The following is a 25,311-nucleotide window of genomic DNA, read 5'->3' on the forward strand; positions in this document are numbered from 1 at the left end:
GTGTTGTTCCCATTAAATGCCACGACATTCGCTGGGAAAATGACTTGTTTCACTTCTGCCCCTATTTCAACCGTAATTTTTCCATTCTGCGCCTGTGGGTTAGTTACTACAAGTTTCGATCTATCTGGCGTCACCGGTGGATGTGCTGGTGGACCTGGATTTACAGGCTCCCCTGGTTCTCCCGGCTCTCCTGGTTCTCCTGGTTCTCCTGGCTCTCCTGGTGAAGATGCCTCAATTGCTGGAAGCGCTCCAACATGACCACCATCTGTCCCAGCCGTATTTAATTTACTCTCTAGTGTCAGACGGAGGAAATCTCCCCAACTGATATTGCCATCTTCATCTCTTTCATAGACTTCTGGTAAGCTGATACTTACAAAATCAGTTACGGCAACAGAAACGCCCTGGCTATTTACTGTCTTTTCACCGTCAAAGAAGAAGTTTGTGGCATCTACATTCCCTGAGATAAAGTCAGGAACGGCATCTTCTGTATTTGATTTGAATGAGAGGTTATTCTTAAATATCCCTTGGTCTTCAGCTGCAAAGTATGGATTTAATCTGAAGATAAAGTTAAATCTATCATTATCAAAAGCAGTATTGTTTTCGACAACTACAGCACCTGGATTAAAGTTATCGGTAAACCCATCCATACGGTTATTAAAAGCAAGATTGTTCTTTACGACATGCGCAACAGGAAGACCTTCTCCACCCACTTTAAACCCATTTCTATTTCCGTAGGCTATGTTTCCATCCAGTACTACTGGCATGTTAGGTCCTTCATTAATTCGATTGTACAAGTCCCAACCGTCATCAATGTTGTTATACGCAATATTGCCTCTAAAAATGTTTCCAACACCTACACCCAATTTAGCTGCAAATCCATCAGCGTCAACTTCAGCTGCATCTTTATTGTGATGAGAGGTGCTATTCAAAACAAGGTTGTGTTTAGGCCATAAATCTGGATTTGATCCATCACCAGTAATATGGAGTCCCGTATTTCCGTTATAGCTAAAGGTCATCATTTCAATAATATTATGATCTCCCTTTATTCTCATGCTAGTAGAAGAAGCTCGAGTTAATTCGATGCCATAAAGGTGCCAGTAATCAGCTTCAAGGCGGAGGATTTCACCAAGACTTCCCTTTCCGTCAATCACTACTTTTTCACCATTGTATGGTACAATGCGCTTCATTTTCCCTTCTACACTACTATATTCTTTACCAATTCTAATTGTAGAGGATGGTTCATAAGTTCCCTCACGCATAAATATAGTTTCGCCCGGTAAAACGAATTGGATTGCAGTTACTAGATCCATAGGATCGTCGATCGTTCCTGTTCCAGAGTTAGTACCATCTGGAGAAACAAATAGTCCTGCTCCATTATTAAAGATTTTTTTCGTTACTGTTATATTTTTCGTTATTGGTGTTTGAGACGGTGCACCTGAAGGAATATAAGTAACTGTAAACACTGTTGTTTCATTTTCAAGTGTTTCAGAGATCACTAATGCCTCGTTAGCAGTAACTGCTAAATTACTAGCAACCTCTACTCCATCCTTTGCCATTGTCACACTACCACCGTAATTAGCTAAAACTCTTAAGTCGTAATCTGCAGAACCAGATTGAGGTGCAGATACAATGTTCATCGCCACATTTGCTGGTGGTTGCTCAACTACTGGTGACGTTACTGTATTAGCTTCACTTAAAGTAATGCTTGCATTTTCTACACGAACTTTTGCATTTCTAGCTGCATAGAAGCCAATGTACATATTGTTCTCATCAATCACTTGAACTAGATCCGCTCCGTTTACTACTCTTTCAAAACTAACTATTTCACCTAAATGAGTCGTGTAGGTAGTCGACATAATAAACGATGTATCGGTTCTTTCTAGCTTCATTCTAATTGGTGTGTTAAGACTAACGTTTTGATTATGATTAGAATTAAACGTCGAGTTAGAGAATGAAGAGCCAAAGTTGCCCCAAGGGTAAAGGACACCTGTTCTAAAAATTGGTGCTACTCGTACTTGGGTTTTCCCGGAACCAGCACGAACCCCTACGCTAAACATATTTGATGCTGCAGGAACTTCTTCAAAGCCTAGTAACATTGGCTCTTGTCTAGCTCCGCCATTCACATCTCTAACCATAATTCCTGCACTATCTTGACCATGTGGATTAGCATCAGTTTCTGGACCGAACTGTTCAACGATAATATCTGCTTCTAAAATAAAATTGTGTACATTTGGATCTAGAGCAGTATAGTAGAATGTTAAACCGTCATGTCCAGGTGCAATCTTTCCGCCGCGACTTTCTAAAACAATCGAACCTTCTATCGTGCCTGGCACTTGTGGTTCAGCATAGTTAGTACCTATCTTCTCAGGCAATACATTGGAATTGAAATTTAAGTCAGTTGATTGACCAAAGGTGATAGATTTCCAATCTAATGATGGAGTTTCTTCTTTTGGCTCAAGATATTCAATGGTAATACCATTAATTTTTACATTAGCAACATTCTCTCCTGAGTTTCCTTCAGTACGAAGTTGAATAAATGAAGCATCCGTACCGACCTCAGACTCAATCACTAGTTGCGTAGGAACATCTTTTGCAAAAGCATCATAAATTCTCGATGCCCCATCGTGAATTGAATTTGCCTGACCAGTTGTATTATTGTCTACGTATACTTGGAACTTTCTTTCTCCACTAGCCTCTGCAATATCCAATGTCAATCTGTAAGGTTTGCTTAAATCAAATACTCCACCTGGGGTAGTAGAAGCTGTCGAATCAGTAGTTGAAAGAGCTCCGACTGTCATTCTAGCCCCACCTGTTAAAGTGATTTGCTCAGACGACACAACAATATTTGAACCGCCACCCTTAATCAAGTACATAGGTTTTGTTTCATCATTAGGTAGCGCTTTATATGCTGCAGTGAATAAATTATCTCTAGTTGCTCCTTCAAAGTTATCAAAAAATACTAGGTTGCTAGGATCAGTTGGTTCAACTGGATCTGGATTATCTCCAGGATCTCCTGGTAAATTCGGGTCATTCCCCGGCAACACATACGTAAAGAAATTGCCCCAAACAATATTTCCTGCTGCATCTCTTTGATTTACGATACTTGGTAATGCTCGTGGGTCAAGTGGCAATACAGGCTCATGAAAGATAAACTGCTCATCTGTTAATTCTACGCCTGAAGCATTCTTAGACACTGAACCATCAAACATAAAGTTCTCGTCTGATGCTAGATTTGATGGGTAACGATCTCTTGCTGAATAATCTCTTTGATAAGAAATTGCTCCATTAATTTTAAAATCAGGAGTGATATGGTTATAGGTTGTAAAGTCTAAGTTACCGCTGCGATTGTTAAAACCAATTACATTTTCGGCAATAAGACCAGGGTTACTATTACTTGTAATTCCATACTTCCCGTTATTAAATGTTAAGCTGTTACGGATAATATGTGGAACGTGGACGCCTTCGCCACCTAATTTAAAGCCGTTTTTGTCTCCACCGCCGCCAGTTCCGTTTGTAAGTACACCGTTGTTAAACGCAATACTATCTTCGATTACAACGACGCCAATTGGACCTGAACCAACTTTTGTATAAAGATCATAACCATCGTCAACATTATTGTGTGCGACTACGCCCCTTAGAACATTCCCCTCACCAACAGTAAGTTTTATCGCAAAACCATCTGCATTGTTTTGGGCAGGATCCATGTTATCAAACGCAACACTATATTGAATTAAGTTGTGAGACGGCCATTCATCTATCGTCACTAATGAATAATCAATTCTACTCATTTGGAAACCAGAGTCCCCATTATCATAAAATCTACTATATTCTACAACATTGTGATTTCCTGCAAGATGATAACCTTTGGTATTACCAGCTGAACGGGTGAAATCAAGTCCTGATACATGCCAGTAATTTCCTTCATGAAGCATTCCATCAGATAAACGGTCAAAGTCGAAGATTGGTCTTGTGCCTTCTTCAGCTACTAAATACTTCATCGCATCGGCAGTTCCATCATTAAACCGCTTAATTCTAATTGGAGAAGTTCGAACATAACGTCCATCTTGAACAATAACTTTTTGTCCTGGTTTTACAAAATCTATTGCTGTATCAATATCGAGTGGATTATTTTTGGTTCCTAATCCTTCTTTTGAACCTGTTGGTGAAACGTAAATATCTCCACCTTCTGCAAACGTTTTGTTCGTTACGGTAAAGTTTCTTACGACTGGCACATAAGAAGTTAAATACTGCGTATCATCAGGGATAAAGGTCAGGCTAAAGTTAGTGTTACTATGTTGAGTAATCGTTGTAGGTAATTGAACGATTTCCCCTGCTGTTACCTCTAAATTTTGAGAAACAGTGTTTAACCCCTGTCTAACAGTCAGTTCCCCATCGACATTTGCTCTTACTTTTAAATCGTAATTTGTTAGTGGTGTTTTATCTAAAGATAAAATATCAATTCTTGGTTTTACAGGTTCTAATGGAGGGGCAACTCTTGGTGCATCTGTAGCTTGCGCTGTTACAGAAAACTGAATGTTATGCACTTCAATCGTTGCTTCACGAGCCGTATAGAAACCAACGTACAGTTTATTATCTTGAACATTTAGGATTTCTGGTTCGAAAATAATGGCTTCATAATCATTATTTAATCTTCCGACGAACCCACTATTCGTTTTCGATAATGTTAAACGGTAGTCTTTAGCTGGATACGTATTCGTAATTGATGGTCTTTCTTGTTTTAACATGATGCTTTGGATATCTTGACTTCCTTCACCATCAGATGCAACAACACCTGTTCTTGCAAATAACTGTGTCCCGTTCGGCCATATGGTGCGCCCAGCGAAGCCACCAATCGCAGCAATATTGGAAGAAAATACTGCTGAGTCATTTAACTGCCCAATAGCATCCCTTGCCATAATACCAAAGGATTCCTGACCATCGTGAGGAGTCTTCGCGTAATGAATTACTTTAATGTCTGCTGATAACTCAAAGTTATCTTCTGCTGCGTCAATTACAGTGTAGTAATACGTAATTCCATCATGATCACCTGTCACTTTTCCAGCATTTTGTCCAGTCGAAGCTTCAAGTTTAATTACCCGCTCTTCAAGTGCGCCGTCCTTGATAACTTCCCAGATATTTCGATTTGTACCAATAGACTGACCAAATCTAATGAAATTCCATTGGTAATCTAGTTCCTCTCGAACAGTTACCTTTAATGTTGTACCAGAAATACTAGAATCGTTAGGAACGATCTTAAGATCGTAGGTTCCAACCTCTGTATTATTAAAATTACCTAACTCAATCTCATATTCAGTTGGAGCTAGAAGTTCCTTGTCTTGGTTATCATAAATTAACGATACTTCTAAACCATTACTGTCAAATGACTCACCAAGGAAATATGTCGTTTTCGGGTACTTTGTTACCTCGATACGATCTAGTTCTTTTTCTTTTACAGTTACTAGGAAAGTCGTTGACACACCTTTATAGGAGATGGTTATTTCTTTTTGACCTGGTGAAGTCGTATCTAACGAAGAAACTGTATAATCTCCTCTAAGTAACCTTACCTCAGAATTGTCACTATATTTTGCAAAGACAACAATCCCACTTAAGTCCAACTCATCACCTAGAAAATAAACCACCTTCTCTGGTAATTGCGTAATCTCTAACCCTTCTAAACTAGCATCTTTTACTTCGACATCAAACGAAGTTGACTTTTCAGGCATTTCTGTTGAAATTACATGGACCGTAATTGCGCCCGGCGTGGTAAAAGTGAATGTTCCATTTTCATCAGTTGCTTCTGGAATTTCAAACGTATATAAACTTTCGTTCAACTCTTGAACTACTCCAGTACCATATTCAGCAACTACAGTAATTCCCTTTGGATCAAATGTATCACCAAGATAATAGACCATTTTTGCTGGGTAGTATAAGACATCTAAATTTTTTATAGATAATGCTGCAATATTAATGTCTACACTAGCCTGTGCACCGTTAAAATGGATTGTTAGTGTATTCGTTCCAGGCTGACTACTATCAAATCCTGTAACAATATATTCATTTTGGGCAAGTACTTCGGTTCGTTGGTTTCCTTGGGCATCAACCCAAACAGCAGAAACGATTAACCCTGATAAATCAAGAAATTCTCCAACCAAGTACTCCTTTTTCATCGCATTAGTATTTAAGATTATGTCTGTCGCTATTCTTGCATCAGCCTTAATTTCAAAATTGCTAAAAGTTACTTCAGCATCTCTAGCAACATAAAAGCCGACGTAAACGTTTTCATTAAATAGCTGGTCCTGAGTAAGTATTTCACTTTGTCCATTTGTGGTTACTACGTAAACATCTCCGGATTTCTTAATCCGTAAATCATAAATCTCACCCGCAGACGGAACTCTAACATGAAAAGGATCAAGCTTCACTTGTGTGCCAGTGCTTGGTTGAGTTCCAGCTACTCCATGTTTATAAAAGCCTTTTACATGATCTGTATCTAAGGCCCCTACAGCTACGTAATTAGAGCTTTGTGTACTAGATCCAGCAACGAAATCATCTCTAAGCATCAATCCAAATGATTTTTGATTCGGTGTAGAAATACTACTATCACTATTAAAACTCTTTACTTGAGCTCTGGTAGTAATTTCAAAGTTGCCACCAGCTGGTAGTTCTTTATAGTAAAATGAGATACCTTCGTCAGCACTTGCGACCTTGCCACCTGACGCAAACAATGTTACTGAACCGTCTTCATGAATTGTTGGATCCGGATTTCTGCCATCACTTGTATTCGCACCAAATTTAGTAAACTCCCAATCTCCTAATTCAATTGTTGGTTGAAACGTTAGTTCCACATCACTATAAGTAACTGTTGCATTTCTAGCTACATATAGCCCTACATAGTTTAAGGCTTCTTGATATTCAAGTATTTGAATTTGATCTCCAATAGATATCGTGTAAACGCTACCAACTTTTTTAATACTTAACTCATAGGTTTCTCCTTCTAATGGAGGACGTGTTGTAGAAAACTCCAACCCCTCTTTTGTGTGTACCCCTGATTGTTTAAAGTAGCCCTTCATTACTTGGTCTAATGCACCTACAGCTACATAGTCACCAGTAAAACTTGCAAGTCGCTCGTTATTCAATACGTTGCTTCTAAGCATAATTCCAAAAGAAACCTGGTTATTAGCTGTCCATGCATCCACATGAGCTGTAGCACGAAGCTCATAATTGGAATTGTGATCAATCTCTTTAAAATAGTAGACTAATCCTTCAGTTGCCGCAGATATTTTCCCTCGGTTATTTGATGCTCTTAACGTAACATCCCCATCTTCATGTTCAGTAATTTCAAAGTTTTCGTAATTAAGATCATTTGTACCAGTGTCCCCCATAATACTGCCTTGCCAATCACTTGTAATTGTTATCATTTCGTTCTGTGACTCAGTTACAGTATCCGTTTCAGCAAAAGCAAACGTTGTTAAATTTAAACTTGAAAATAACAACAGAAACGACATTAACATTGGTAACAGCCGTTTACGTCTTCCCATTTACATTCCTCCTTTTATGTAAGATTTACACAATAAAAAAACATCTTCAATCTGATAATCTCACCTCTTTACTAAAATTTTTATAAGTAAAATATATTGTTGCACTCTAAAAATAACAACGTTGTTATTTTTGAGTATACAACAATAAATAAAGTAACGTATGGAAGTAGTTAACTGAGTAATTGGTGAAAGCTGCGGAGTTTGCTCTGATGACTTCTGAGTTAACAACGTTGTTAACTCAAGGTAATTGTATATACTTTTAAAGAATCTGTCAATTAATTATCTAAAAATTAAAAATACTTTCGTTCGTCAATTTGCGAGCTTGTTTTGCATTTTGTTGATATTAGCCTGATTTTTCTTTAGACCTCTGTTTTTTTTCAAGATAAAAAGGGACACTACACCTAATTCAGCTGCCATGCCCATTGAATGAGCAAGTGAACCAATCATTCCATTCCATTGCGGTACGATGCTCGATGCAGTAACTAAAACAGCTAATAAGACTAGTACATGAGTAGTTTGAGAATATACCATAACGCTTGTTTGGCTTCTTAGTAGCAATAGGCCATTACAATAATCAAGAATCGGGAAAACAACAGCCATGATTAGGAAAAAACGTAAAGCTTGTAAACTAGCTTCTAGTAATCGATCATTTGCACCAATAATGTTTTCTATAAAAAGATGTCCAAGTGGTGTGAAATTAAATAATGCTAACACAATAACTGGTACTACTCCGATAGTAAACGTAAATTTCTTTACTTTTTCACTATTTTCATTATAAAAGGTCAGAACAATTTGATGGATATAGGTAAAGAAGCTTAGCATTAGCTGTGTAATACTAAACGCTATTGCATAAGCAGCAATCGCTAATTCAATGTCGTTTGTTTTTCCAAGAAATACATTGATTAAGGGGGCTACTAATACAATGATTAAAGATGATAAAATAAGAGGTTTATAGAAACGGAATATTTGTGACTTAGTTGTTATCTTATGCGACGGGTCTTCATTAACCATCTTTTTCACAAGAAAACGTCCCTCAATATAACTAACAATACTCTCAATCATCATGCCTAGTAGAAATATATAGGCTCCGGTTTTAGCGTTAATATTGCCCGTGTGGATAAAATAAAGCGACAATAAATACATCCCAATTAAGCGAATAACCATCCCAAATGTTAACCACTTTGTTTGTTTATTTAGGATAATCACTCCTTGAAACAAACAACGAATCGCTGAAAACAAAATAACGATAACTAAAATCTGATAAACTTCAACGATCTGTCCCACCATATTTGTTTCAACCCCAAAAAGCTTCGAGAAAATCCAACTTCCTAACGGAGTAAAGGCAATTGTTACGGAAATTAACATTAAGGTTGTGATGACATAGAAAGCCACATGTGCCATTAATTGAAATGATTTTCGATCTCGCACGAGCGCTGAACAGGTATGCCGTAATAAAACCCCTAGACGCTCTGTGATACTGAACAAACTCATAGCAATAACATAGCTTGCGATAATTAACTCTGGGTTATCAGCTCTAGTTAGAGTACTGTTAATAATGATGTGTGAAATTGTTACTAAGCTTGCAGATAATCCTAGCGGAATAAAGAACTTTAACAGTTTCCGATTGGATACTGTATCCTTTTTGGTATCTACGCAACTACTATCTCCCATCTTCATCATCTTCCTTACTTTTAGTTTCAACTCATTTTTAACAACGTTGTTAAAAATGATATAACTTCCTATTACGCATGTCAATAATTAACCTATATCCTTTAAAAACCGCAAATCTTATTGACAACGTTTCCATTTTAATCTTAATATAGAGTTATAAATAACAACGTTGTTAATAGTAATTATATATATTCTGATTTTGTCTCTTTAACACAAAATATTTTGGAGGTGGATGGTTTGGCTTATGAATTAGTAGAAAAGTTAAAACAGCAGTATATGAAGGGTTGCGGCAAGTGGTATTCAACGAATTGGCACTACGTTGAGAGTTGTATCATGAAGGCCTACCTTGATAGTTATCAACACACTGGTAATGAAGAGGAATATCAGTTTGTTAAGGATTTTGTTGACACTCTTGTTGATGAAAATGGTCATGTAGAACAAATTGATAGTAACTACTATAGTATCGATCAAATTAGAATGACTACTATTTTATTTTCCTTATATAAAAAAGAACATAACCCTAAGTACAAGGTAGTATTAGATTTAATTTATAAACAGTTAGAAACTTATCCAAGGACTAAAACCGGAAACTTCTGGCATAAGACAAATTACCCAAACCAGATCTGGATGGACGGTCTTTATATGGGTCAACCATTCTATGTTCAGTATATTAAGGAGTTTGAAACAAGCAAAGATTATTCTGATACTTTTAATCAATTTAGACAGACTCGTCAACTACTATTTGATGAGAAGACTCAGCTATACTATCATGCTTATGACGAAAGCCGAGAAATGTTTTGGTGCAATAATGAAACAGGACTCTCTCCACATGTTTGGGCTCGTGCGGTTGGCTGGTACGCAATGGCCTTAGTAGACATCATGGAATTGCTTGAGGACGAGGACGTAAATACAAACGAACTAAAAGATTTACTTAAAGAAACGATTGATGGCATGTTACGCTACCAACATAGTAGCGGAATGTGGTATCAGGTCGTCGAATTAAGTGGTTATAAAGAAAATTACTTAGAATCTAGTGGAACAGCAATGTTTGCATACGCAATCTTAAAGGCTGTTAGACTTGGATACTTGTCTGATTGTTATGTGAAATATGGAAAATTAGCTTTTGATGGTATTATAGAAAACTATGTTACAGAAGAAAACGGCGAAGTCTTACTAGGTGGAATTTGTAAAAGTGCAGGCTTAGGAAGGCACCCTGAGTTAGGAATTATCCGTGATGGTAGTTACGAGTACTACACGACTGGAGAGCCAATTGTAACGAATAACGGGCATGGTGTTGCACCATTTTTAATGGCTTACAATGAGGTTAAACTTTTATTAAATCTAGAAGTTGTATCTACAGAAGCTGTTAAATAATTTACTAACGAAAAAAGTGCTTGGGAGATCCAAGCACTTTTTTGCTTACCTATTTTATTTACGTAATTTATGCTATTCTAGTCATTTTCAGTTGACTTAGTCCATCAACTGACCGCCATTCACTTCGATCATTTCACCTAGTAAAAAAGTACTTAAAGGAGATGCTAAGTACAATACAGCATCTGCAACTTCTTCAGGTGTACCTTCCCTGTTAAGCGGGATGGTTTTCTTAATGTTTGCCCTTGCTTCATTACTAGTAAAGCGGTCATGGAATCGGGTTGTAATTGTCCCCGGTGCTACTCCATTCACAAGAATTCCGTACTCACAAAGTTCCTTTGCTAACCCTTTTGTAAATGCACTGACGGCAGCTTTTGAAGCTGCATAAACGACAGCTCCCATGCCTCCACCGTTTCTTGCTGCTATTGAAGATATATTTATGATTCGACCGTAATTTTGTGCTTTCATGATTGGAATTACATGTTTTGAACATAAAAACACTGATTTTTGATTAACGTTCGTAGTATCTTCCCAAAGCTCTTCGGACATATCTTCAATCTTGCAGCGCTCCACAAGTGATCCAGCATTATTAACTAATATCGATACTGGCCCTAAGTCCTCTGTCACCTTATTCATCATCTCAATTACTTGCTCTTCGTTTGTAACATCACATTGATAGGCAGCTGCTTCGCCTCCGTTAGTAGTAATAGCAGATACTACTTGAAATGCTTCGTCTTTACTATAATTATAGTTGACGGCAACCTTCACGCCCGCCTCGGCTAGACGAATAGCTATTGCTCTACCAATACCCGTGCCTCCACCCGTAATTATCGCTACTTGATTCTCTAAATTCACACTTAGCATGTAATCCACCCCTCTATAACAACGTTGTTACTATTGTTCATATATTTGAAGCTTTTAATAACTTCTCTTGCTCTTCTTCAGGTTTTTTAAGAAATTTCCCTATTGTTGCTGCTAATACTTGTTGGAATAAAATGACTACAATAATTGGCAAGGTTACCTGCGGAGGGAAATAGGTAATTGCTAATGCAGCCCCTACACCATTGTTTCTTATTCCACTATTGTAGGCTAAACTTATCGCTATCCCATAGTCCCATTTAAATAGTTTTGCAGAGAAGATACCAATTGCATAACCAGTAATAACAAGCGCCACAAGGATAACCAAAAGTATAACTAATTGTAGATCAACTCGTGTAAAATAAGGTGATATGACAGAGCTATTAAAAACAATGACTACCAACAAGCCTATCTTAGAGAATGGTGCGAGTTTAGCTTTTACAGCTACACTTGGCTTACTGTAAAAATGACTAAACAATATCCCTAGTAAAGAAGGTATGACAATCATCCAAAATAAACCATTCATTAGGCCGACCGTATCAAGTGACACGTCAGCGCCTAGTAAAACCTTTAATGTAAGTGGTACTAGGAACGGTGATAATAATGTGTTTACTAATATGATCGAAAGTGTGTTGGCAGTATTTCCATTGTGAATTGACACCCACATTAAACTGACAATTCCTGTTGGAATAATAAATGCTAAAACTAATCCTGTAACAATATAAATGTTATCGGCAAAAAAAAGCTTCCCAACGCCAAAAGCTAGTAAGGGCATAATTACTTGTAAGATGATTAAGCAAACAAAGATAGGTAAAGGATTTCTTAGGGCTTTCCCTATATCCTTTACCTTTAAACCGAGACTACTACTGAAGGTAATGCACGCAAATATCCAAGGCACTAGAAATGCCCATGCTTCTAAGAATGATAAAAAGGTTATCCCACTAAGAACACAAAGTGGCGTAAGGTACGGAATTTGTTTTTCGAGCTTCCTATTTAATTTTTCAATCACAGTTTACTCATTTCTACTGCCGCTAGAATAAAGGCTCCTAAACCATGTAAATCGTTAACACTCGTTTCTCTCGCAACATAGTAATCGTAAACTCCACAAGATGTACCAATACAAATTCCCTCAAGTTGAAGACGATTGTCACTATCAAACGTAATCATATGCTCTAGTAACCCTTCGAAACTTTTCTCTGCTTGTTTTCTATAGGACGAGTCAATGTACTTATTATTTATCGCCTTAGCCATTGTATAGACAAATAAACATGAGCCAGAAGACTCTAACCAGTTATCCTTTAAATTCCCTTTATCAACAATTTGATACCATAATCCTGTTTTTTCATCTTGGTATTTAAGGAGTGTATCTACATACTGTTTGACTTCACCAATTAATTCCTTTCTAGCGGAATGCCCCTCTGGTAGATGATCTAAAATATCTACTAACGCCATCCCGTACCAACCAATCGAGCGACTCCATACTTCCGGTGATCTACCGGTAATAGGATCAGCCCAAGGCTGCTGCTTTTTCTCATCCCATGCGTGATAGAACAATCCAGTACTTTCATCTTTTGTATTTTTTCGCATTAATTTTTCTTGATAAATTGTCGCTTCAATAAGCTCTGGTTCGTTAAATAATGTTCCGTAAATGACTGAAAATGGGCCCGCCATATATAATCCGTCTAACCACATTTGGTATGGATATTTATCCTTATGCCAATATCCTCCTTCAGACGTTCGGTTAATTGTTTTCAAAAGATTACGTAGCTTAGTAGTAGCTATTTTATACTTTTCTTCACTTGTTGCTTGATATATCGGGAACAGTAATAAGCCAGGTTGAATTGCATCCAGCTCATCTCTTCGAAAATAGAAGTTTCCTTCTTCATCTACCAAATCATCGACGTATTTCTTTAGGTAGGCAAAGTAATCCTCCTTTTTTGTTTCTTCCCATACTCGTAACATCCCATATAAAAAAACACCTTGGTGATAATGCCATCTATTCTCAGGTGGTAATTGAATTGGTTGATACTTTTCCATTAAAGAAATGCAAGCTTTTTCGGCCCACTCAAGCGGTGATCGTTCAGTGATAACGCTTTCTTTTTGATCAGTCATAAAATTCACTCCTCCATTTTCAAACTTTTTAGAGTTATCGTACAGGTGACAACTATATCGCACGATTACGGAGTACGTCTACAATCCTCATTACAGTATGTAAGATTTCCATAACTATCGGGCAAAACAATCTTATAAACTAACAAAATGAACGTAATATAAGCTAATGATTATTCGGTTTCACTATAGTATAAATGTTGAAAATAATAAAACTTCCTATTAAACAATGAAACAAGGTATAATCATAATAAGTTTCTTTAATGAAAACGTTGTTAATTACTGTGTTTTAGGAGGTAATACAATTGCAAAGAGGCAAGACTAAGTTCTTTTTCAAATTATTAGCTTTTATTTTATTTCTAAGTACTTTTCCGATTATCATCGTCGGAACATTCTCTTATATAAAAACATCAGATGCCATTTATCAAAAGGTCATGCAAGAAAAAGTACAAAGTATCTACCAAATTAACACGAACGTTGAACAAGTATTAAAAACTATTGATCATTCGCTTACCTATTTTGTCAACTCTTCCTTCTTGAAAGAAACACTAAAGGAGCCAATGGGTGCTGAACAATTTCAAAACTACCGACAGTTAAAACAAGAGTTAAACTATCTCCAAACTTTTGATACCGGAATTGAAGATATTTTAATTGTCAGTCTCGAAAAAAAATGGTTGGTTAACAATAATGGTCTTCGTACACTAGATAATCTAGACATTGAGCATCAATTCTCAGAGTATTTAAGATCACCTTACAATACAAGGTGGATCCTAGAAAGTAAAGACACTGTAGTTAATGAAGATAACGATTTTATCGAGAGCCTGTTGCCTTGTGGCTATAGTGTAAAGTTAGTGAAACAATTGCCTCTAATAACGAGTAATAAAACTGGTCTCTCCACTGCTAGCATTCCTTCTTGCTATTTAGCAAACATTTTAACGAGCAGTAGTGATACTGAAATGCTTATGATACTAGATAGCCAATTTAGAGTGCTGGCTCATAATGATCAATCATTGATTGGGACAAATTATTCTAATCTTCCTGTTGTTGAACTTTTAAGCGCCCCTGACTTTCAACCTTCAGGACAGTTGACCGCTACGATTGATTCTATTAACTATACGTTGACTTATCGTAAATCGGATTATAATGGCTGGCTTTATTTATCAGTAATCTCAAATGAGGAACTAAAAAGTGAAGCTACAGCAATTGGATTATTTACCTTGTACGTTTGCATGAGTGTGTTAATAGGCTGTTTAGTTTTTTCTTGGTTTGGGTCAAAGAGACTTTATAAACCTATTAATCAATTATATAAGACAATGATGTCTAGTATTAAGACAACAACACTTCAAAAACAACTACACAAAGATGAACTAGAGGTAATTGGTGACCGAATTCATCACATGTTGGCTGAAAACAAAGAGTTAGAAGTTAAAATTCAGGGTCAAGTTGACCAATTGAGACAATTGTTTATGGTTAGATTACTAGATGGTCACTTAGGTGAAGAAGAACTAATGATGAAATATCTATCCTATGATTTTAATAGTAAGTGGAAACAACTATGTGTGCTAACTTTACAAATTGACACAATTGAAAACACTAAATATTCTCCTGGACAAAAGGATCTGCTTCTCTTTACGATTAATAACATCATTGAAGATATCATTCCTGAGGATCAGAGGTTAACTCCAATTCTTCGTAAAGATGTACAAATTACTATCATTTTAAGTAATCATGAAACAATGGAAGAGTATGAAAACTTCATTCATGAAGAAGCTATACGTATTCAAACAAAGGTAAAGGAAGAATTAGATTTACCGATTAGTATTGGAGTAAGTTTACCGTTCTCAAAGCTTTCCAAATCACGAGAAGCTTATCTTGAAGGTGTTGAAGCTCTAAAACATCGAATTAAATCTGGCATGAACTCCATCCTGTATTATAAAAATATTGAAACGGGTAGTTCACTACAAACTTTCTTCCCGGAAAATATTAAGAATGAGTTATTTGATGCGATAAAATTGGGTGAAAAAGAGAAGGCTGAAGAAGCACTAAGTATGTTAATTTCAACTATTTTTTCAAAAGATTTAAATCCAAATCAATATCAAATATCCTTAATTCGACTATTAAATGACTTAATCTTACTAACCCAAACGCTAGGAGTCGAGTTAGAGAATTTCGATGATAAAAAATCATTGTATGATCAACTTTTTGAATTAAAATCGATTGAGGAAATTGGAAATTGGTTTAAAGAAAGTATTATCTTTCCTCTAGTATCATCATTAGAGGAGCGCATAAACTCACAGTACAAAAATATCTCTGACAAAATTATTCATATCATCCAACAGGAATATGATACAGACATTTCGTTAGAAGCCATTGCAGAGAGACTACACTATAATCCAAACTACTTAAGTAGCATTTTCCGTAAAGAAACAAACATCTCATTTAGTGAGTATGTCTCTATGTATCGTTTAAATATGGCTAAAAAGATGCTTGTTGAATCAGACTTATCTATTAAGGAAATTGCAGAGATGTTCCGCTATAACAATTCTCAAAATTTCATCCGTTCATTCAAGAAAAAAGAGGGTATTACCCCTGGAAAATACCGTGAGCTACATGCAGCAAACAAATTTGATTAACTAAAAAAAAGAGGGAAAACTCACAAGTTGAGTTTCCCTCTTTTCTTTAGTTCTGTTTGTTATAGGATTCTGTATATTCTTCAATAATTTGGTTGCCACCGTTTTCAAGCCATAGTTCAACAGCAACTTGGAAACCCTCTTCGTCAATTTGTCCGAGTATATACTTTATTGTTGCATCCTCAATTATCTGATAAAGGGAGCCCCCATCTAGGACGAAAGTATCTGAATCTAGTGCAATTGCTGGATTATGAATTAAATATCTTTCATTATTACTAATCAGATCGATCGCTTTTACTTGTACATCATAGCTGAAATACCGTTCATAACTACCTCGTGTTTCTGATTCGCCTATTTCCATGGCTAAATAAGGTCTTACTTCATCATCATGTAAGGATGAGTCAATAATCTTGGCCATGCCGTTAACTACCTCATAATGCTCTCCTTCAATCCCCCAAAGTAGTAGGTTACTAATCTCCGGTTTCATTAAATTATCATAGAAGGAAAGAATTTGTTTTAAATCTGCCTCAGTCTTTACCGAGGATTTAGGGAATAGCACGACATTGGAATATCCTGGAATTGCCCATACACCAAATTCCCCGTGCGGTCCCTTCACATTGTTATGAACATCAAAGACAACCTCTGGATGTTTTACTACTGTTTCTTTATATAAATTATTTACATCGGCCATAGAGCCAACATATATTCCTGCAACGCCATTTTTAAATAACGCTTGTTGATCATTTTTACTAGTTACAGGGAAGTTTTGATTTACATATCCATTTTCATATAGATTTCTCATAAATACTAACGTATCCATGTATTGTGGAAACATAAACTCCGGTTGAATTTTACCATCTTGCTTCCCAAAGTCGTTGGGGACTCCAAACCAGGAGGCGATCGTTTTAAAAGCACCATAAACTAGATCACTCCGCTCAGTGAGACCAATTGTATCATTTTTGCCAGTACGATTAGGATCATCTTCGGTAAAAGCTCTTGCCAATTCAAAGAATTCATCGGTAGTGGTTGGTGCTGATAAGCCTAGATAATCAGCCCAATCTTTACGATAAATAATTCCTTGGCGAGATAATGGTCTCCCTTGGTAAAGCGAATAAATCTTGCCGTCAACCTTGGTATTTGCTAAAATTTCGGGTTTTAATTTACGTAAGTTTTCATATTCTTGTAAGTATGGACCTATCTCCCAAAACTGTTCATCTCTTATCGCATCCTTAAACTGATTAAACATTTGAAAGTTCATTGGTACTACCATCGGTAACGTTCCCGTTGCGAATGCTGTATTCAAACGATCAATATAATTATCATCAGGAATAAAATGAATGTTTAGACTCGTATTTGTAGCATCTTCTATTAAACTTTTAATTCTACCATTTGGAATTTCAGGTGTATGATAATTCAACATGATTGATATCTCAAATGGAAGATCTCCTTCTTTACCTTCAGATTTTGTAGCGCTTTCATTTTTGCTACAAGAGACTGCCAAAACAACTAACAACGTAAGTGTGGAGAAAAATAATAATATCCCCTTGTTTTGAATTATGTTCAAGTGTACAACCCCCAGAATTCTCCAAAGATAATTATTTCTATTATTATAACATTCTTACAATAAGAGATGTATAAATAATTATATTGGATGTATTTTCATATAAAAAACTCCACTTGCGGTAAGTGGAGTTTTTTATTAACTGTTCGTTTATTTAGCATATAGTTTTGCTAATTGTTTTTCTAAATAATCCTTGGTGTCTTTCATAGTTTCAGGTTTTACAGCATCAAGGATGATATCGACATGAGGTTTGTATTCCCTCAATCTTCTTAAGATCAAATCATAATTCATTTGCCCTTCTCCTACTGGGACCCATTTATATTCATTGTTTTCATCCAGCAGACAATCTTTTGCTTGGAACGCGACGATTTTTTCTCCTAATAATTGGAACATTTCTTCGATAACGTTGTCTTGCTCATGTAAGTTGTCTTTTGTAATTAAGTTTCCTGGATCTAGGACAACCCCTAAATGACTAGAAGAAACTTCATCTAGTAGTTTCTTTAATTTTACTGCATTATCAATGAGATGATCCTCTGCAGGTTCAATTCCAATGAAGACACCCCATTTTTCTGCTTCTTTAACAAGTTCTACTATTGTCGCTTTTAAGTTTAACCAATCCTGTTCCGTAAAGTCTGCAAGCGGTAACTTCCCCGTCTCGGTTGCGACAACTGGGGCTCCAAAAAACTTTGCGTAGCGAATAATCTCTTTAAACCTTTCAATATTTACTCGTCGCTCTTCTTCATTACGGTCAAATAAATGTAAATAGCATCCTAATACAGAAATAGATACACCATTCTTTAACAACTGCTCTTTAATCTCTTTAGCTAACCCAGGACTAAGCAATCCTTGCTTGGTAAAGTCATAATTGTCAAATGCCTTCCATAATGCTAACTGAACATGGCTAAATTGATATGACCCAACACTTTTGGCAACTTCATCGAAAGTCCCCTTCTTACATAAGTGTGCTAATACTCCAATTGACATGTTATCACTTCCCTCTAATTTTCATTATTTGTAAGTAAGTTATTCTAAATGAGTAATTGTTTAATTAGTCAGTATACATTTAATTCTAGTAGTTGAACTAAAATGATATAACCCTTCTATTAATTTAATATACATCCATTGGAAAAGTAATAATCATCCCTTCATGACTCAATTATTGTTTGAATACCTAACAAAATGATTATTCTAGCTTAAAGAGATTATTAACCTCCTATTTTCTTAGCATTCTTAGGTAAAATTTGATAACAACGTTGTAAATATTTATAAAATATTCTATTATAAAAGAAAATATAACGAATTTGCAAAGATAGTTATGACGGAGGAATATACATGAGCATCACTATTAAAGATATTGCCAAGCATGCGGGAGTTAGTTACTCAACTGTATCAAAAGCACTTAGAGACAGTCCTCTTGTTAAAGCACCTACAAAAAATAAGATCATTTCCATTGCTGAAGAATTAGGATATGTCCCTAACATTGCTGCAAGGAGTTTAGTCCAAAAAAAGTCGTTCACTATCGGTGTTGTTTGGCCAACAGTTGAACGAGTGGCAAACTCAAGCTTAGTTACAAAGATTAATGAGTTACTTGAACAGAACTCTTATACGACTCTACTCTCTATTAACAAAGTAGATAGAGCTATTTCCACTTTTAATCGGTTCCAAGTCGATGCAATTATCGTCTTTTCTGAAAATGAAGAAGACTCTAATGCTGTAAAAAAGTATCAATCAAAGGTACCGATTCTTTATTATGGCATTAAGGAAAGCCTTGAGCATCCAACAATTGATGTGAATAGAAGAGAAGCTATTAAGTTAGCTGTTGAATACTTAATTAAATTAGGGCATCAAAAGATTGCTTATATAGGTGAAGTGAATACGAGTGATACGCTTCAAAAAGAAAAATACTTTGGATATCTAGAAGGTATGGAGGTAAATAACCTAACTATTGCAGATAACTTTCTTGCTCCTACAAAAGGATTAGATGTATATGCTGGCTATTTAGGTGCAAAATCAATTTTAACTAGCAATAAAGACATTACCGCTGTCATAAGTGGAAGCTTTGATTTAACTCGTGGTGTACTAAGAGCTGCACAAGAATTAGAGATTAATATCCCAAATCAACTTTCTGTGGTTAGTTACGATAACATACCTCAATCGGAAAGCCTTGATGTTAGATTTACAAAAGTAGGGGTGCCTCTTGATCGAATTGCCGAGCAAATAACAGAAACACTCTTGGAGATTATCGAAGGCGAAGAGATTGACGACTCTATTATCTTAGATCCGGAACTAAATGTTGGCAATTCATGCAAAGTACTCAAATAAAAAGGTGTCCCAACTCAACTAACGGGTTTGGGTTTGAAATACAAAACCGCATTTCGCAGTCGAATTAGTAAGAAAAATAACAAGTATATTGAAAACAATATAACATTGAAATTAGCAGGGGAATTGGTGTTTCCTCTGCTTTTCTCTAATTTTCTAAAAATTACAGGTTTTCTGGATATTCATGTTAATATATTAGTAGAAGCTATATAACTTTGTGAAAAGATTACTTAAAGTAACGAAGCAAAAAAGTGTAACAAGATTAGGTTAAAAAAGGGGGTTTTGATTTGCTAAAAAAGAAAAAAACTTGGGAAGAAATTAGAAGTAAAGGACAATTACATTTTATTATTAAACAAGGTATTTTTGGTTGGGGACTTCCCGTAGCAATTCTTGTTTTCTTCCTTACCAAACTATTTGAATATGGTTTAGAATTCACTATGTATTTCAACGGAGAATGGATAAAAGATTTACTAACGAACATACTATTTTTCCAAGTAGGTGGTATATTTTTTGGTTGGTGGATGTGGAAAATTGGAGAGAGTAAACATCAAGAAACAGCATTAAAGTAGTTTTGTTTATTGAAGTAACGAGTGCGTCGAAGAAGAATTAAAAAAGCCTGTATCAATGATTACTTGGCAATCAACGATACAGGCTTTATCTATCGGTAACTATTTAACCTATATATATTTAAGATATTCCAAGCGTTTATTGTTATTTTAACACTAATTACTACATTTGAATCGTAACTTTTATCTTCTTCGTAATCATAATCGTCAGGGAGATGTTCCGGTGAGTATTTTTAGTAGGCTAAATAACACCAGTTTTAACACTTATGCTAATTAGTGTGATATTTTAGTAATTAAACCGACCACGATTAAACCTTGATATGATACCAACTAAGGGGAAACTAATTAGTGTTTAATTAGCTTCCCTTTTATACTGTTTTTATTTATTCTGTACTCGAAAACCGAACCCGTCCCAACTCAACGGACACCTTTTTTTAGGTAGATCTGATGCGTTTCATAGCAAAGTGATAGGATTTCTAACATTAAGTAAAGTAATAATTACTAGGTTAGACTAGCTTGTATCTCTTTTCTTCTTACTGCTCGATCTCTATCGCTCAATCGTGGACAACCATAACATTTTGATGGTGCCCCTTCTGTTTGGTAATAGAGGCAGCAAGTTGGTTTCATGCGTAACATTTTGCCTTCATCTCTGGGACTTTCAATCATTCGATACGATATATTCAGTGGATTTTTCCTTGAATTGAAGCTAGCAGGATCAAGTTCTTTGGTTAGCATATTGAAATCTGAATGTACGATTGTTTTTAGTTCATCAGTCTGTGCTTGAGCTACCATGAGATCATAGCCATGATATAGCCCAATCGAAAGTTGACCATAGAGATCTTTCAAGCGCACCCCAGTTGTTGTTGCAAATAACTCCACTAAAGGTACAGCATTGTTTTTATATAGCTGTTCTAAAAATGTCTTCCTATCGTCATTGTTTATTGTCTTTTCAGTCGGATCTACTATTCGAAAGCAAATTCCATAAGAGTCGTACTCTTGAATGTAATACATTTGTAGTTCAATATTCTCTAAGGTTACTTGAAAAACGGTATCGTAATAGGAAATTCCGTATTGGATTGCTGCAAGAAACCAACCATAGGCAGTACAAAAATAAGTTGCAGGAACTTGAGTATTTAACGCTTTAATCTTTGATCCGTAATTATCAATAAAATCTTTTAGTACTGCTCTCTCGTTAAATTTTGAAAGGGTAACTGAATAAATTTTATTGGGATGATCTTCTATACGAAAGTAATAAAAGTTCTTTTCTAGAAAATGATAGTCAATGACAGCCATTCTATGTACCCCTTGTTTTGAGTTATGGTTTCGAATATTCGACTCCGATGATAATGATTATCATTTTTATTATAGTATGAATTCATGAATTGTTCAATGTCATTTTTCAATAGAATGTCATTGAACAATAAGTTAGTCAGATTTATACTGATGGTGACATGAAGAAAAGCCTATGTCCAAGGAAGTTGTATTAAAGTGGCTTTTGTCTATTTTAAAAGATTGGAGTGGTAGTCAGCATGGATAAGTTTGAACAAAAATACGAGGCATGGATCGAGAAGAACATTCTTGAGGAAAGTAATCCGCGTAGACGGGAATTGCTTGAGAAAGGTCTGGGCTTTGGAACGGTGGAATTTCTCAGAGAGATCTGGTACCCCACAGTTGGGAACTTTGATCATTTATATCCTGAGTGGGAAGTTCGAGACTTTAATAATCGTTACCGCTATTTAGACCTCGCTTTTATGCCAAATGGTGTTATGGGATGTATTGAAATTCAGGGGTATGGCCCCCATGCCAGAGACCTTAATGTTAGCCGCTTTAAAGATTTGTGCTGGAGGCATTCTCTTTTAGCACTTGAAGGCTGGACGATATTACCGATTGCATTTTTAACGATCAAAGAAGAGCCGAAACAATGCCAACAGCTCATACTCGCCTTTATTGGCAAATTCCTCGTCACAGAAACTCCAACTAACTTAACCTGGCTTGAAGCTGAGGTTGTCCGTTATGCACGTCGATCGCTACTTCCGATTACACCAAATGAATTAACTACTCACCTTGGAGTCGGTAAACGTCAAGTTAGACGTATCCTCCATAACCTCGTTGATTTACAAATCCTAACCGTAGCTAGTGGAAATGTCCGATCACGTAGTTTTAAACTAAAAGTCTAGCTCAGCATCTATTAAGTGGAATGAGAGGCTCTTATTTTTACGATTTTGCTATATTTTTAGTTTTCGCGGACTGAGAAGCACTTATTTCACGAAAAAAGCGAGATTTTATGCCCATTTTAAGTATATAACGTCCCCTGTGTCCGCGAAATTTGAAAATTGGCCTTTTTTTGAGAAAATAGCGTCCTCTCAGTCCGCGAAACTCACAACGCGCACAAGAAGGGAAGCCAACCTAGTAGTCAACATCCCTTGCATCTATTAAGTGGACTGAGAGGCTCTTATTTTTACGATTTTGCTATATTTTTAGTTTTCGTGGACTGAGAGGCTCTTATTTCACGAAAAAAACGAGATTTTATTCTCATTTTAAGTAAATAACATCCCCTGTGTCCGCGAAATTTGAAAATTGGCCTTTTTTGAGAAAATAGCGTCCTCTCAGTCCGCGAAACTCACAACGCGCACAAGAAGGGATACCAACCTAGTAGTCAACATCCCTTGCATCTATGAAGTGGACTGAGAGGCTCTTATTTTTACGATTTTGCTATATTTTTAGTTTTCGCGGACTGAGATGCTCTTATTCCACGAAAAAAGCGAGATTTCATGCTCATTTTAAGTAAATAACGTCCCCTGTGTCCGCAAAATTTGAAAATTGGTCTTTTTTGAGAAAATAGCGTCCTCTCAGTCTGCGAAACTCACAACACGCACAAAAAGGGATGCCAACCTAGTAGTCAACATCCCCTTGCATCTATTAAGTGGACTGAGAGGCTCTTATTTTTACGATTTTGCTATATTTTTAGTTTTCGCGGACTGAGAAGCACTTATTTCACGAAAAAAACGAGATTTTATGCTCATTTTAAGTATATAGCGTCCCCTGTGTCCGCGAAATTTGAAAATTGGCCTTTTTTGAGAAAATAGCGTCCTCTCAGTCCGCGAAACTCACAACGCGCACAAAAAGGGATGCCAACCTAGTAGTCAACATCCCTTGCTCTTAATTTTCCACTAATTTTGGGGATAATGTGACTTTCCCGTCTCCCACCGGTTCTTCCGCTTGTTTTGCTCGCTTAATAAATACAGCAAGCACAAGGGCAACGGCAGAAATGAACACTGTTACAAAAAACGCATCATTAATTCCTTCTAGCATCGCCATCATCATAATTTGCTGGTTGAATTCGGCCATCGCTTCAGGTGTTGTTGCGTTTGGTGCGAGTGTACTAGCTAGTTCTGTTGCATGTGTCTGGGTCCGGTTTGACATCACGGTAATTAATAGAGCCGTTCCGATTGCTCCAGACATCTGCTGCATCGTGTTATTCATTGCTGTACCATGAGGATAAAAGCTTCTTGGTAATTGATTCAAACCATTCGTGGAGACTGGCATCATGACCATCGACATACCAAACATTCTGATTGAGTAAAGTACTATTAAGTGCATGTAGGTTGTTTCAAACGTTAGCTGACTAAAATAATAACTAGTAATAGTAATAATCGCTAACCCCATTATTGCTAAAACCCTGCCACCAAATTTATCAAATAATCTACCGGTAATTGGTGACATCACCGCCATGATTAAAGCTCCCGGAAGCATCAATAACCCAGCATCCATTGGTGAAATACCGCGAAGTGTTTGGACATAGATCGGTGTAAGGATCATTCCAGAAAACAACGCCATCGCAATTACCATTGAAATAGTAATTGATAATGCATACATTGGATACTTAAATACCCCAAAGTTCAGCATCGGTTTTTCTTGCTTCTTCTGCCTCAAAATAAACACAACTAAGGAAACCGCTCCAATTATAATTGTTCCGTAGACTAGTGGACTTTCCCAGCCTTTATTTCCTGCTGAACTAAATCCGTATAATAAACTACCAAAACCAACGCTTGAGAGTAATAGAGAGTAGATATCTAGACGAATATCTGACTTTTCCTTTTTATCCTTTAATAATAAAAGCCCTCCGATAAATACTGCAATGGCAATAGGTGTTAGAAAGTGGAAAAGCATTCGCCAGTCATAGTGCTCGACAATCCACCCAGATAGTGTTGGACCGATTGCTGGTGCTCCCATCATAATTAACCCAAAGAAGCCCATGGCTGTTCCTCTTTTTTCTACGGGGAAACTAACCAGCATTACATTCATTAACAATGGCATCAGAATGGCTGAACCAGATGCTTGAGTCATTCTTCCCATCAAGAGTAGTGGAAATATATGAGCCGCTCCTGCTAAAATTGTTCCCAAAGTAAACAGGCCCATGGCAACAATAAATAATCTTCGTACTGAATATTTTTGGATCAGAAAAGCAGTTGCCGGTATTAGAATACCGTTTATTAACATATACCCAGTTGTTAACCACTGTACTGTTGGAGCTTCAACATGAAAGTCTGCCATTATCGCAGGTAGAGCTATATTTAATAATGTATTATTTAAAAAGGCAATAAACGCTCCAACCATTAAAACAGCAAGAATTCCATATGGCGGCCGATTGGTATCAATTGTTTGCATCATAAACCTTAAATCCTCCCACA

The 25,311-nt window shown here is 36.4% G+C and carries 14 protein-coding genes; 5 read left to right on the forward strand and 9 right to left on the reverse strand.

Annotated features, from left to right (window positions below; translation table 11 throughout):
* Positions 1 to 7,535 (reverse strand): bacterial Ig-like domain-containing protein (locus tag DS745_RS25100; protein ID WP_241657733.1); only part of this gene is annotated, 7,535 nt, incomplete at its 3' end.
* A 309-nt stretch (positions 7,536 to 7,844) separates the two neighbouring features.
* Positions 7,845 to 9,206, reverse strand: coding sequence for a multi antimicrobial extrusion protein MatE (locus DS745_RS05960; protein ID WP_196121200.1), 1,362 nt, complete (start codon positions 9,204 to 9,206; stop codon positions 7,845 to 7,847).
* 228 nt (positions 9,207 to 9,434) lie between these two features.
* On the opposite strand from DS745_RS05960, the gene DS745_RS05965 reads away from it, so the two are divergent.
* Positions 9,435 to 10,580, forward strand: a complete 1,146-nt coding sequence (locus DS745_RS05965) for a glycoside hydrolase family 88/105 protein (RefSeq protein ID WP_241657734.1) — start codon at positions 9,435 to 9,437, stop codon at positions 10,578 to 10,580.
* Between the two features lie 96 nt (positions 10,581 to 10,676).
* On the opposite strand, the gene DS745_RS05970 is transcribed toward DS745_RS05965, so the two are convergent.
* From DS745_RS05970 to DS745_RS05980, 3 genes are read right to left on the reverse strand one after another with little or no spacing between them, the layout of a single operon-like run.
* Positions 10,677 to 11,441 carry an SDR family NAD(P)-dependent oxidoreductase gene (locus DS745_RS05970; RefSeq protein WP_129077372.1) on the reverse strand — a complete coding sequence of 255 codons (765 nt, stop codon included), beginning with the start codon at positions 11,439 to 11,441 and terminating at the stop codon, positions 10,677 to 10,679.
* Positions 11,442 to 11,478: 37 nt separating this feature from the next.
* Entirely contained in the window at positions 11,479 to 12,444 is a 966-nt protein-coding gene (locus DS745_RS05975; RefSeq protein WP_129077373.1) for a bile acid:sodium symporter family protein, read from the reverse strand.
* Positions 12,441 to 13,547 (reverse strand): glycoside hydrolase family 88/105 protein, encoded by a 1,107-nt coding sequence (locus DS745_RS05980; protein WP_129077374.1) that lies wholly within the window; start codon positions 13,545 to 13,547, stop codon positions 12,441 to 12,443. Before DS745_RS05980 ends, DS745_RS05975 begins: the two co-directional genes overlap by 4 nt.
* Positions 13,548 to 13,849: 302 nt before the next feature.
* On the opposite strand from DS745_RS05980, the gene DS745_RS05985 reads away from it, so the two are divergent.
* On the forward strand, positions 13,850 to 16,177 hold the full coding sequence (locus DS745_RS05985) for a helix-turn-helix domain-containing protein (RefSeq protein WP_129077375.1): 2,328 nt from the start codon (positions 13,850 to 13,852) through the stop codon (positions 16,175 to 16,177).
* Positions 16,178 to 16,223: 46 nt separating this feature from the next.
* On the opposite strand, the gene DS745_RS05990 is transcribed toward DS745_RS05985, so the two are convergent.
* Both DS745_RS05990 and DS745_RS05995 read right to left on the reverse strand, forming a co-directional pair.
* A complete protein-coding gene (locus DS745_RS05990) occupies positions 16,224 to 17,738 on the reverse strand; it encodes an extracellular solute-binding protein (RefSeq protein ID WP_241657735.1) in 1,515 nt (504 codons plus the stop codon).
* A 147-nt stretch (positions 17,739 to 17,885) separates the two neighbouring features.
* Positions 17,886 to 18,719, reverse strand: coding sequence for a sugar phosphate isomerase/epimerase family protein (locus DS745_RS05995; RefSeq protein WP_129077376.1), 834 nt, complete (start codon positions 18,717 to 18,719; stop codon positions 17,886 to 17,888).
* 348 nt (positions 18,720 to 19,067) lie between these two features.
* On the opposite strand from DS745_RS05995, the gene DS745_RS06000 reads away from it, so the two are divergent.
* Positions 19,068 to 20,057 (forward strand): LacI family DNA-binding transcriptional regulator, encoded by a 990-nt coding sequence (locus tag DS745_RS06000; RefSeq protein WP_129077377.1) that lies wholly within the window; start codon positions 19,068 to 19,070, stop codon positions 20,055 to 20,057.
* Between the two features lie 284 nt (positions 20,058 to 20,341).
* Positions 20,342 to 20,623, forward strand: a complete 282-nt coding sequence (locus DS745_RS06005) for a hypothetical protein (RefSeq protein WP_129077378.1) — start codon at positions 20,342 to 20,344, stop codon at positions 20,621 to 20,623.
* A gap of 498 nt (positions 20,624 to 21,121) precedes the next feature.
* Here the strand turns inward: DS745_RS06005 and DS745_RS06010 are convergent, their stop codons facing one another.
* Positions 21,122 to 21,913, reverse strand: coding sequence for a (2Fe-2S)-binding protein (locus DS745_RS06010; protein ID WP_129077379.1), 792 nt, complete (start codon positions 21,911 to 21,913; stop codon positions 21,122 to 21,124).
* Between the two features lie 236 nt (positions 21,914 to 22,149).
* Between DS745_RS06010 and DS745_RS06015 the strand changes: the two genes are divergently transcribed.
* On the forward strand, positions 22,150 to 22,797 hold the full coding sequence (locus tag DS745_RS06015) for a transcriptional regulator (protein WP_129077380.1): 648 nt from the start codon (positions 22,150 to 22,152) through the stop codon (positions 22,795 to 22,797).
* Between the two features lie 982 nt (positions 22,798 to 23,779).
* Here DS745_RS06015 and DS745_RS06020 read toward each other — a convergent pair.
* On the reverse strand, positions 23,780 to 25,291 hold the full coding sequence (locus tag DS745_RS06020; RefSeq protein ID WP_129077381.1) for a DHA2 family efflux MFS transporter permease subunit: 1,512 nt from the start codon (positions 25,289 to 25,291) through the stop codon (positions 23,780 to 23,782).
* Positions 25,292 to 25,311: the final 20 nt, after the last annotated feature.

It is taken from the genome of Anaerobacillus alkaliphilus, from assembly GCF_004116265.1.
GTDB classification, from domain to species: Bacteria; Bacillota; Bacilli; order Bacillales; family Anaerobacillaceae; genus Anaerobacillus; species Anaerobacillus alkaliphilus.

Excerpts from the sequence above, each read along its gene's own strand:
- DS745_RS05980 (WP_129077374.1), bottom strand. The coding sequence starts at position 13,547 with ATGACTGATCAAAAAGAAAGCGTTATCACTGAACGATCACCGCTTGAG.
- DS745_RS05960 (WP_196121200.1), bottom strand. The coding sequence starts at position 9,206 with ATGGGAGATAGTAGTTGCGTAGATACCAAAAAGGATACAGTATCCAAT.
- DS745_RS06015 (WP_129077380.1), top strand. The coding sequence starts at position 22,150 with ATGGATAAGTTTGAACAAAAATACGAGGCATGGATCGAGAAGAACATT.
- DS745_RS06020 (WP_129077381.1), bottom strand. The coding sequence starts at position 25,291 with ATGATGCAAACAATTGATACCAATCGGCCGCCATATGGAATTCTTGCT.
- DS745_RS05970 (WP_129077372.1), bottom strand. The coding sequence starts at position 11,441 with ATGCTAAGTGTGAATTTAGAGAATCAAGTAGCGATAATTACGGGTGGA.
- DS745_RS06000 (WP_129077377.1), top strand. The coding sequence starts at position 19,068 with ATGAGCATCACTATTAAAGATATTGCCAAGCATGCGGGAGTTAGTTAC.
- DS745_RS05995 (WP_129077376.1), bottom strand. The coding sequence starts at position 18,719 with ATGTCAATTGGAGTATTAGCACACTTATGTAAGAAGGGGACTTTCGAT.
- DS745_RS06010 (WP_129077379.1), bottom strand. The coding sequence starts at position 21,913 with ATGGCTGTCATTGACTATCATTTTCTAGAAAAGAACTTTTATTACTTT.